General features: G+C 69.5%; 14 protein-coding genes. 10 read left to right on the top strand and 4 right to left on the bottom strand.

What is annotated here, in order from left to right:
• On the top strand, positions 1 to 792 hold a 792-nt coding region (locus T336_RS0120835; RefSeq protein ID WP_026433984.1), incomplete at its 5' end, for a methyl-accepting chemotaxis protein.
• A 13-nt stretch (positions 793 to 805) separates the two neighbouring features.
• Here T336_RS0120835 and T336_RS0120830 read toward each other — a convergent pair.
• Genes T336_RS0120830 through T336_RS25460 form a run of 3 tightly spaced genes read right to left on the bottom strand, consistent with a single transcriptional unit; the run spans position 806 to position 4,187 of the window.
• Complete coding sequence (locus T336_RS0120830) at positions 806 to 1,315, bottom strand: hypothetical protein (protein WP_026433983.1); 510 nt, start codon at positions 1,313 to 1,315, stop codon at positions 806 to 808.
• Positions 1,315 to 3,249, bottom strand: coding sequence for an MFS transporter (locus T336_RS0120825; RefSeq protein WP_026433982.1), 1,935 nt, complete (start codon positions 3,247 to 3,249; stop codon positions 1,315 to 1,317). The genes T336_RS0120830 and T336_RS0120825 overlap by 1 nt, the downstream gene beginning before the upstream one ends.
• Positions 3,250 to 3,302: 53 nt before the next feature.
• A complete protein-coding gene (locus T336_RS25460; protein ID WP_051647377.1) occupies positions 3,303 to 4,187 on the bottom strand; it encodes a hypothetical protein in 885 nt (294 codons plus the stop codon).
• A 118-nt stretch (positions 4,188 to 4,305) separates the two neighbouring features.
• Here T336_RS25460 and T336_RS0120815 point away from each other — a divergent pair, with 118 nt between their 5' ends.
• Entirely contained in the window at positions 4,306 to 5,037 is a 732-nt protein-coding gene (locus T336_RS0120815) for a helix-turn-helix domain-containing protein (protein ID WP_019704069.1), read from the top strand.
• Positions 5,038 to 5,040: 3 nt separating this feature from the next.
• Here T336_RS0120815 and T336_RS0120810 read toward each other — a convergent pair whose 3' ends face one another.
• Entirely contained in the window at positions 5,041 to 5,805 is a 765-nt protein-coding gene (locus T336_RS0120810) for a hypothetical protein (RefSeq protein WP_020425109.1), read from the bottom strand.
• 291 nt (positions 5,806 to 6,096) lie between these two features.
• Between T336_RS0120810 and T336_RS0120805 the strand changes: the two genes are divergently transcribed.
• From T336_RS0120805 to T336_RS0120770, 8 genes are all read left to right on the top strand, one after another.
• Entirely contained in the window at positions 6,097 to 6,408 is a 312-nt protein-coding gene (locus T336_RS0120805; RefSeq protein ID WP_019704071.1) for a hypothetical protein, read from the top strand.
• A gap of 137 nt (positions 6,409 to 6,545) precedes the next feature.
• Positions 6,546 to 6,857: a hypothetical protein gene (locus T336_RS0120800; RefSeq protein ID WP_013596746.1), complete on the top strand. Its 312-nt coding sequence runs from the start codon at positions 6,546 to 6,548 to the stop codon at positions 6,855 to 6,857.
• A 38-nt stretch (positions 6,858 to 6,895) separates the two neighbouring features.
• A complete protein-coding gene (locus T336_RS0120795) occupies positions 6,896 to 7,405 on the top strand; it encodes a hypothetical protein (RefSeq protein ID WP_026433979.1) in 510 nt (169 codons plus the stop codon).
• Between the two features lie 63 nt (positions 7,406 to 7,468).
• Entirely contained in the window at positions 7,469 to 7,816 is a 348-nt protein-coding gene (locus T336_RS0120790; protein WP_026433978.1) for a hypothetical protein, read from the top strand.
• Between the two features lie 10 nt (positions 7,817 to 7,826).
• A complete protein-coding gene (locus T336_RS0120785) occupies positions 7,827 to 8,165 on the top strand; it encodes a hypothetical protein (protein WP_026433977.1) in 339 nt (112 codons plus the stop codon).
• Positions 8,162 to 8,365, top strand: coding sequence for a hypothetical protein (locus T336_RS0120780; protein ID WP_013596750.1), 204 nt, complete (start codon positions 8,162 to 8,164; stop codon positions 8,363 to 8,365). The genes T336_RS0120785 and T336_RS0120780 overlap by 4 nt, the downstream gene beginning before the upstream one ends.
• A gap of 1 nt (position 8,366) precedes the next feature.
• On the top strand, positions 8,367 to 8,591 hold the full coding sequence (locus T336_RS0120775) for a hypothetical protein (RefSeq protein WP_026433976.1): 225 nt from the start codon (positions 8,367 to 8,369) through the stop codon (positions 8,589 to 8,591).
• Between the two features lie 17 nt (positions 8,592 to 8,608).
• Positions 8,609 to 9,298, top strand: a complete 690-nt coding sequence (locus T336_RS0120770) for a hypothetical protein (RefSeq protein WP_084151485.1) — start codon at positions 8,609 to 8,611, stop codon at positions 9,296 to 9,298.
• Positions 9,299 to 9,313 lie beyond the last annotated feature (15 nt).

Genomic DNA, 9,313 nt, shown 5'->3' with positions numbered 1-9,313 from the left:
GTCGGCAACGTCGTGCGCACCATGCAGGACATCACCGACTCCTCCCGCAAAATCGGCGACATCATCGGCGTCATCGACTCCATCGCCTTCCAGACCAACATCCTCGCACTCAACGCCGCCGTCGAGGCCGCCCGCGCCGGCGAGCAGGGCCGCGGCTTTGCCGTCGTCGCCTCCGAAGTGCGCACCCTCGCGCAGCGCTCCGCCCAGGCCGCCAAGGAGATCAAGGCCCTCATCGGCGAGAGCGTCTCCAAGGTCGAGACCGGATCGCAGCTCGTGGGCGAGGCCGGCTCCACCATGGGAGAGATCGTCGAGCAGGCCCGCCGCGTCGCCGACCTGATCGCCGAGATCGGCGCGGCCACCCACGAGCAGGAACAGGGCATCTCCCAGGTGAGCGATGCCGTCAACCAGCTCGACCAGGTCACCCAGCAGAACGCCGCACTCGTCGAGGAATCCGCCGCCGCCGCCGACAGCCTCAACTCCCAGGCCGCCCGCCTCGTGCAGCTCGTCAGCGTCTTCCAGGTCGATGCCAACGCCTCGCAGGCCGTCATCGCCCAGGCACAGTCCCGCAGCCGCGACACCGCGCGCGCAGCGTCCGCGGCGCTGCAGCACGCCAAGGCGCCTGCCGCAAGCCCGCGCACCGCACCCGGCATCGCTGCGGCACCGAAGCATCCCGCACCGGCGCACGCCACGGCAGCAGGGGCCGCACGCCCCGCGCTGCCTCCGGCGCAGACCGCAGCCCCGGCACCCGCCCGGTCATCCAGCCAGAACAACGACGACTGGGAAACCTTCTGATGGACAGCCCGGCTCAGGGGCGCAGCCAGACCTGCATGCGCGGGTAGGGCTCGCCTCCCTGCGCCGAGGCCTGCACGGGCGTCAGCGCCATGCCTGTCGCGGCAAGCCCCGCCAGGCCAAGATACACGCCCATGCCGAAGGTCAGGCGCAGGCTCTGCGCCTGACCGTGGTAGCCGCCATCGTGGAACAGCACGGCCGCATCCAGCCCGAGGTGGCAGGAGGCCGCCCAGGCCCAGGCCGTGGCCTCGATCTCGCCGCCGTGCTCCACTGCCGGCAGGTTCTGCAGGGCGTCGTCCATGCCCGCGCGCAGCGCGGCAGGCACCACCGCCAGGTGGCCCGCCTCGTGCAGCAGGTCGCCCGGCCACGCCAGCCGCACACGGTCCACGCAGAGTCCGCCGCGCTCGATGCGAACGCCGGGCAGGAAGGAGCCGTCCGGCAGCGGCGCCTCGCGCACCGGCAGGCCGATGCCCCGCAGGAAATCCATGATGCGCAGCGCGAGCGCGCCGCTGTCTTCGCCCTGCATCACCGATCCAGCAATTGCGCCACGCGCGCCTGCAGCAGTTCGGGCTGCACCGTCTCCGCCGGCACCGGCGCGCCCACGTTCAGCCCCACGCGGTTGAACAGGCCGCGGCGGAACGGGCGCGCCATGGCGTTGCCGTCCACCCGGCTGAAGAAGGAACCCCACAGGTTGGTGAGCGCCATCGGCACCACCGGAGGCCGCACGCCTTCGGCCGCAGCGCGCTCCAGGATCTTCATGATGCCGCCCTTGAACGGCTGCAGCTGCCCGTCGCGGGTGATGCCGCCTTCCGGGAAGATGGCCAGCAGGTCGCCTTCGCGCAGCACCTGCGCCGCACGCTCGAAGGCAGCCTCGTAAACGGCGGCATCCTCCTTCTGGGGCGCGATGGGGATCGCCTTGGCAAGCCGGAACAGCCAGCCCAGCACGGGCACGCGGAAGATGCGATGGTCCATCACGAAATAGATCGGGCGGGGGCTCGCGGCCATGAGCAGCACGGCATCGACGAAGCTCACGTGGTTGCACACCAGCACCGCAGCGCCCTGTGCGGGGATGTGCGCATCGCCCCGCACGCGGAAGCGGTACACCAGCCGCGACAGCACCCAGGCCGCGAAGCGCAGCAGGTATTCCGGCACGATCAGGAAGATGTAGCCGGCCACCAGGGCATTGGCGATGCCGGTGAACAGGAACACCTGCGGCACGCTCCAGCCGGCCGACAGCAGCGCGCCCGCGATGACCGAGCTGCCGATCATGAAGAGCGCGTTCAGGATGTTGTTGGCCGCGATGATGCGCGCGCGGTGCGTGGGCTGGCTGCGCATCTGGATGAGCGCGTACATCGGCACGCTGTAGAGGCCGGCGAACAGCGACAGCAGCAGCAGGTCCGCCATCACGCGCCAGTGAGCGGGCTGCGCCAGGAAGGTGCCCAGGCCCATGACGGACGCGGGCGGCAGGCTGCGCGAGGCGAAGTACAGGTCGATGGCGAAGACGCTCATGCCGATGGCGCCCAGGGGCACCAGGCCGACCTCCACCTGCCGGCGCGAGAGCACCTCGCACAGCAGCGAACCGATGCCGATGCCCACGGAGAACACGACCAGCAGCAGCGAGGCCACGTGCTCGTCGCCATGCAGCACCTCCTTGGCGAAGCTGGGGAACTGCGAGAGGAACACCGCCCCGAAGAACCACATCCAGCTGATGCCCAGCAGCGAGCGGAACACCACCGGGTTGCCATGCGCCAGCTTCAGGTTGCGCCAGGTTTCGCTGACCGGGTTCCAGTTGATGACCAGGCCCGGATCGGTGGCCGGCGCGCTCGGGATGAACTGCGCCACCGCCCGCCCCGCGAGCGCGACGGCCACGCAGGCGGCCGCCACCCAGGCATGGCCCACGCCGGGCACGGCCACCAGCAGCCCGCCGGCGACCTGTCCCAGCAGGATGGCGACGAAGGTGCCCATCTCCACCATGCCGTTGCCGCCCGTGAGCTCGCGCTCGGACAGCACCTGCGGCAGGTAGGCGAACTTCACCGGGCCGAACAGCGTGGAATGCAGCCCCATGAGAAAAGTGCAGCCCAGCAGCACCACGGGGCTGGCCGCCAGGAAGCCCCAGGCCGCCACCAGCATGATGGCGATCTCCAGGTTCTTCACGACGCGGATCATGCGCGTCTTGTCGATCTTGTCCGTGAGCTGGCCCGACGTGGCCGAGAACAGCAGGAACGGCAGGATGAAGAGCGCGCCGATCACCAGTCCCGCCATCGACGGCGGCATCCACGACACGCTGAGCTGGTAGGTCACCATCACGGTGAAGGCGAACTTGAAGAGGTTGTCGTTCGCCGCCCCCGCGAACTGCGTCCAGAAGAACGGCGCGAACCGCCGCTGGCGCAGCAGCGCGAACTGGTTGGGATGGCTTTCATGTCCGCCGCCCGAAGGGGAGGAAACCTCTGCCGCCGCCATGCGGATCTGTTCCTGGCTCATGCCGTGCTCCTGGGGAGTGTGTGGAAATCGCGTCATTTCGACTTCGCGCCGGCGGGCATTGTGCCTTCGCGGCGCCCGCGCCAGGGCGTGCCGCGCTCGCAGCGCGCGAAATACCGGCCCGGGGCCAGCGCCGCCAGCAGCGGCCAGGCCGCCATCGCCGCGGCCAGGTGCTTGAGGCTGTGGCCGGACACGAGGAGCCCCGTGGCGGCGAACACCACCGCATCGCCGACCTCCAGCAGTTTCGCCAGGCCGTACCAGCCGATCACCGCGGCCAGGGAAACCCCCAGCCGGCCCGGCAGCGGCGCGCGGCCGGCCCGCCGGCACCGCCACGCATCGGCCGCCAGGGCCAGCAGGAGCAGCATGCCGCCGCCCTGCAGCACGGCCCAGGGCCAGAGATCGCCGGTGATGCCCCAGGTGCGCAGCGCGGCCGCACCGCCGGCCAGCACCGTGGCCCCCGCGAGAGCGGCGGCCCGCGCGCCGATGCGCTCGTCCACCGCGAGCGCCAGCATGCCGGAGAACGCCACGAGCATGCCGGCGCGGTCCGCCAGCAGCGTGATGCCGTGGGGTTGCCAGTGGTAGAGGGCCGAGCCCCCGGCGGTCAACAGCAGCCCTGCGAAGAACAGCCCCGCAGCCGCCACGGTGGCCACCCGCAGCGCGCCTTCGCGCACCCGGGCCGCCAGCCGCGCCAGCCCGAAAAGCCCCAGCAAGGCGAACGGCAGGTTGGTGAGCACGTCCATGGCATGCGGCAGGCCCCAGAGCGTGCGCTGGTCGGCATAGGCATACGCCTGCGGCCCGGGGGGAACGAAGGGGCCCGCCAGGGCCAGCGCCACGCCGGCCAGCAGGGCGGCGCAGAGCACGCCTTCGCGTCGGGACGGCGACAGTGGCGCGGTGCGGGAAGAGGATGCGAGAGGGTGCATGGAAGGAAGGCGCGTGCAGTGGATGTGCCGGGCAGTCTCGCGCCGCGCCCGGCCCCCAGCATCGCCCAGTGCCACCAGCGCTGCCGCCAGCCACCGGCAGTATCCATAATCGATACCCATGAGCACCACCGCCGACCTCGTCACCGCCCTCAAGAAGGAACTCAAGGCCGCGCACATGACGTATGCCGACCTCGCGCAGGCCCTCGGCATGGCCGAATCGAGCGTCAAGCGCATGCTGGCGCGCGGCGACATGCCGCTGTCGCGCATCGACGCCATCTGCCGGGCGCTGCGGCTCGATTTCGCCGACCTCGCGCGCCGCGTGGCCGACAGCCAGCCCCTGCTCGACCAGCTCTCGCTGGAACAGGAGCGCGCCGTGGTGGCCGACAAGAAGCTGCTGCTCATGGCGATCTGCGTGCTGAGCCAGTGGACCCTGGAGCAGATCCTGGGCACCTACCGGCTCTCGGACGCGGAAGGCGTCAAGTACCTCGCGCAGCTCGACCGCATCGGCATCATCGAGCTGCGCCCGCTCAACCGCTACCGTCTCAAGCTCGCCAAGACCTTCCGCTGGCGCGCGCACGGCCCGGTGATGCACTACTTCCGCGACCATGCCCTGCTCGACTACTTCTCGGGCGGCTTCGACGGCCCGGGCGAAGGCGTGCTGATGGTGCACGGCGCCATCGGCCGCAGCCTCGCGCCCGCCTTCCAGGAGCGCCTGCAGCGCGTGGCGCACGATTTCGCGCAGCAGCACCTCGCCGACCAGCGCCTGCCCGAGCGCGACCGCGAGGGCTATACAGTGCTGCTGGCGATGCGACGCTGGGAGTTCGAGGCGTTCACCGCGATGCGGCGCTGACCCTCAGCGCCGGAATATCTGGCGCAGCGCGCTGCAGATGCAGGCGGCGAGTTCCTCCTGCTGCTCGATGCCCAGCTGCAGGGACCGGTCGAAGTTGCGCGCCCACGTGATGCGGCGCAGCGAGGAGTCCACCAGCCGTATTGACGCACGGATGCGCTCCGCATCGATGCGGACGCTGCCTTCGATCGAATGGCGCGCCACCAGGCGCTGCGCACAGCGCGGCGCCGGCCCTGCCGCGGCCACGGGTGCCAGCGGCGGCCCCGACGCCATGAGCACGTCGCCGAACGACTTGTAGAGCTGCTCCAGCAATTCCTCGTGCAGGCCGTAGGCGAACGCCTGCCCGTCCACCCGCTCGGCGATGCAGTGCAGCGGCTGGAGCATCAGCAGGTGCGCGAACCCGGCATCGCGCAGCGCCGCCCCGCGGCGCCGGACCACCGGCATGTAGGTGCCGACGGGAATATGGATCTCGATGCCGTGCGGCGGATCGTTGCCCGCGTAGTACGCGTCGAGCCGCTGCCGCAGGCGGCCCACCTGCACGCGCACGATCGGGTCCTCCGAAGGCAGGAAGCTGGCCGGGTCGCGGCCGAATACCTCGATGCCGATGGCGTACTCGCTGGTGTTGCGGCTGTCGCCCGCGATCGCCTGCGTCACGAGAAAGCGCAGCAGCCGCTGCATCCGGTGCGCCTTCGCGAAAGACTCGCTCCGCACGATCGCATCGCATGCCGCGCGGACGTCCTCCTCCCTGATGTCCTCGTTACCGTCTTTCACAGTCAAGTCCCTCATTCGTCTGTTCGTTCTTATGCCCCGCGAAAAGCTTCGCACGAATCGAGGGATAACGGGATGGGTGCGACCTGCGGGCGTGGCAGCGCTGATACGCGCGGTGCTACCTGGGCGGCGCGCAGTGCCCGGCCCGGCGCCGCTGCGCCTGTACCGCCCGGTTACGGTAACGCGGCGGCGGGCTTAACCGTAACGATACTTCCGGGCCGAGGCGCCCAAAAATAAGATGCCATCCAACACGCGGCCACACCGCGGCACACGACAACACCACTGGAGGGCTCCATGTCAGATTCGCTTCCATCCGATGTCATACAGGCCATCGCGATATCGAACGCGAAGTCCATCGGCGAACAGCCGGCGATCCTGGCCAACCTCGCGCTGGCGCAGCAGATCTTCAACCAGAACATGCAGCAGCAGATCGCGCTGAGCCAGCAGCAGGCGATGAACCAGGTGCAGATGGCCGCCACCGCCAAGAGCATCGCCATGATCGACAACTGCAAGAACCAGGACACGATCGACCAGCTGACCCGGGACATCGAGAAGCTGATCCGGGACATGGACATGATGCAGAACCGCCGGGACCCTGCCGGCTGACCGGCCGCGGGGCCCGGACAACGCATGCGTTCGCGCACGGCCCCGGCCGGGCGCAAGCCATCCTCCCCATTCCGGGGCGGCGGTAGGCAAGCCGCCATGTCATATCTCAACAAACTGACCAACGAGGAGAAGAAACCATGGCTTTGAACGAAGAAGTAGTGAGCGCCGTCGCCATCGGCAACCTGAAGGCCATCTCGGAGCAGCCTGCGATGCTGTCCAACCTGGCCTACTCGAACACGGTGGCCAACACCAACCTGTCGCAGCAGAACGCGGTCGCCAACCAGCAGGCCATGAACGAACTGGGCATCTCCATCGTGGCCAAGGCCTCCAACACGGTGAGCAACCTCGGCCCGCTGGAAGCCCGCTCCGCGGTGGACATCCTCACCAACGACGAGCTGGCGCAGACCATCGCCGACATGAAGGCCACGCTGCAGGCCTTCAAGGGCTGAACGCCCTGCGCCGCAGGGCCTGAAACGGAGGGCATGACATGCTTGACGAACAAGTGGTGAGCGCGGTGGCGATCGGCAATCTGAAAGCGATTTCGGAGCAGCCGGCGATGCTGTCGAACCTCGCCTATTCCAACGTGGTGAGCACCAGCAACCTCGGGCAGCAGAACGCGGTGTCGAACCAGCGCGCGGTCGGCGAACTCGGGCTGCCGCTGGTGGCCAAGGCCACCAACACCATCGCGAACATCGGCCCCCTGGAGGCGCGCTCCGCGGTGGATGTGCTGACGAGCAACGAGCTCGCGCAGACCATCGCCGACCTCAAGAGCGTGCTGCAGGCCTTCGCGGGCACCCCCGGCGGAATCCCGCCGAAGGGCCTGCTGAAGGACCTCAGGGCGCTGGTGGACCTGGGCCTGCGCGTGCAGGACGGCATGCTCGTCGTGCCGCCCGGGGCCACGCCGATCCTGATCCCGGGCAACATCACCAAGGAAGACATCCAGATCGGCATCGAGAAGCCGGGGGTGGTCATCCAGGTGACCCGCATCCGCCGGTAACACCGGTGGCGCAGGCGGGGCGGCCCCCGGGCCGCCCCGCATTTCCGCGACGAGGGAGGAAACATGGGACGCATTGAAATCAAGGAGTTCACCCGCGGCGAAGACGTGCCTGCCGCGGTGATCGAATCCGTGGCCCTGTCGGGCATGGCCACCGCGCAGCAACCGTCGGCCCTGTCCAACCAGGCCTACGCGAACCAGGTCGCGAGCAACCAGTTGAGCGCGCAGAACCAGGTGGCCCGGCAGGACGCCATGAACCGGCTGCACCTGGCCATCCTGGCGCAGGCGGTGAACCAGGTGCAGGACCTGCAGCCCGCCACCGCACGCTCCGCCACGGAGGTGCTTACCGGAGGCGAAGCCGCCCAGGCGCTGGCCGGCCTCCAGGCCGCGCCCGGCGCGCTGCCCACCCGTTGAGGAGTGTGGAATGGACGAATCCCTTTCCCGGACCCTGGCGCCGATGGAACAGCACAACCGGCTGCTCATGCAGCAGATCGAGGGCCGGCTGCGCAGCGGCTTCAGCGCCGCGCTGGACAGCGGAGACTGCTACGTGATCCGCAACCAGGGCACGGGCGTGCTCTCGGTGCTTGCATCCAGCACGATCGAAGACGACCACGAGGTCGTGCACGGCCCGGACAGCTTCGCGCAATGCATCGGGTTCGTGAATTCCTCCGTGGTCACGCGGATGGCCGAATCCGACGGCTGGAGGCCGGCCCCCGCGCCGGCCGCAGCCGCCAACACCCCGGACAAGGAGCAGACAGCATGAAACCGCAGGAATCCATCGAGGAACTGGGCAAGGCCGTGGAGGACATCGCCGAATCGATGACCAGGGTGGCCACCAACATCGCCCTGCTGGGCGTGGAGGGCGATGCCGACGAGCAGATGCGCGTCATCACCGAAGAGAACAACAAGGTGCTGGACCGCATACGCAAGCTCTACAACCTGCCGGCGGCCCCGGGCGCCTGACATGGCAGCCTCCGGCTCGATCGTCGATGTGCCCCTGGCAACGGCCGCCGCGCTGAACGCGACCGCCCTGCCGGAGGCCGAGGCGGGCTATGCGCTCATGGCGCAGGCCCTGCGGAGCGAGCAGCCCTCGCCGGTGATCTTCGGGTCGCTCGCCGTCAGCGCCGCCGCGATCGTCCAGGGACTGGCGCTCTACGAAGCGACCATGGCGCGGGGCCGCGCCGGCTGACGCGCTCAAGGCGGCCCATGCCCCGCGCAGAACCCGCATGGCGCCCGCTGCCGGAGCAAGTGGTGGTGGTCGCCTTCCCCACGGCATACCGGCAGGCGTCCGGGCCGGGCACCGGCAATCCTGCGGGCTTCTTCATCGTGCAAGCCCCGGCCCCGGACATCGACCTGCCGCGCAGCGATTTCGGATGGCTGCGGCTGTCCGCGCCCGAGGCGATCTCGCCGGGCTGGAGCCGCGTCGCCTACCGGGCCGAGGACAACACCCTCGGCACGCGCAGCGTCCCGGTGCCCGTGGTCGTGCGCCAGCGCAGCTATGCCGTCGATTTCCTGCAGCAGCCCGGCCTGCTCGTGCAGACGGAGATGGTGCGCGTGCTGAATTCGCCGCTGAACATCGATGCCCTGATGGCCGTGATGTTCATCGCCAGCCTGATCCGGAAGATCCCCATCCCGCCCATCAAGCTGCTCGTCACGGTGCTTGTACTGCTCGCGCTCGTGGCGCTGGGCATGGCCGTCTCGCTGCTGCGCCACGCCTTCGCCGGCGTGCCCGAACCCCGTCCGCTGTCCACGGACACGAACGGCGTGCCCATCGAGGTCTTTCCGGGGCTGTCGGTGTCCCGCGGCCTGCCGCTGGCGCAGGTGCCCGCGGAGGACCAGACCATCGCCCTGCAGACCGTCAAGGAAATCTACTGGCTGCTCAAGCAGGCCGCATGACGCGGCGCGAAAGCA

The sequence above is a fragment of the Paracidovorax oryzae ATCC 19882 genome, from assembly GCF_000687165.1.
Taxonomy (GTDB): Bacteria; Pseudomonadota; Gammaproteobacteria; order Burkholderiales; family Burkholderiaceae_C; genus Paracidovorax; species Paracidovorax oryzae.
Note: the sequence above shows the minus strand (reverse complement) of the source record. Positions and strands in the feature narration are given on the sequence as shown.

Bases quoted from the DNA above. Each gene is read 5' to 3' on its own strand.
- T336_RS0120790 (WP_026433978.1), top strand. From the start codon at position 7,469: ATGGGACGCATTGAAATCAAGGAGTTCACCCGCGGCGAAGACGTGCCT.
- T336_RS0120780 (WP_013596750.1), top strand. From the start codon at position 8,162: ATGAAACCGCAGGAATCCATCGAGGAACTGGGCAAGGCCGTGGAGGAC.
- T336_RS0120825 (WP_026433982.1), bottom strand. From the start codon at position 3,249: ATGGCGGCGGCAGAGGTTTCCTCCCCTTCGGGCGGCGGACATGAAAGC.
- T336_RS25460 (WP_051647377.1), bottom strand. From the start codon at position 4,187: ATGCACCCTCTCGCATCCTCTTCCCGCACCGCGCCACTGTCGCCGTCC.
- T336_RS0120830 (WP_026433983.1), bottom strand. From the start codon at position 1,315: ATGCAGGGCGAAGACAGCGGCGCGCTCGCGCTGCGCATCATGGATTTC.
- T336_RS0120805 (WP_019704071.1), top strand. From the start codon at position 6,097: ATGTCAGATTCGCTTCCATCCGATGTCATACAGGCCATCGCGATATCG.
- T336_RS0120795 (WP_026433979.1), top strand. From the start codon at position 6,896: ATGCTTGACGAACAAGTGGTGAGCGCGGTGGCGATCGGCAATCTGAAA.
- T336_RS0120775 (WP_026433976.1), top strand. From the start codon at position 8,367: ATGGCAGCCTCCGGCTCGATCGTCGATGTGCCCCTGGCAACGGCCGCC.
- T336_RS0120815 (WP_019704069.1), top strand. From the start codon at position 4,306: ATGAGCACCACCGCCGACCTCGTCACCGCCCTCAAGAAGGAACTCAAG.
- T336_RS0120785 (WP_026433977.1), top strand. From the start codon at position 7,827: ATGGACGAATCCCTTTCCCGGACCCTGGCGCCGATGGAACAGCACAAC.
- T336_RS0120770 (WP_084151485.1), top strand. From the start codon at position 8,609: ATGCCCCGCGCAGAACCCGCATGGCGCCCGCTGCCGGAGCAAGTGGTG.
- T336_RS0120800 (WP_013596746.1), top strand. From the start codon at position 6,546: ATGGCTTTGAACGAAGAAGTAGTGAGCGCCGTCGCCATCGGCAACCTG.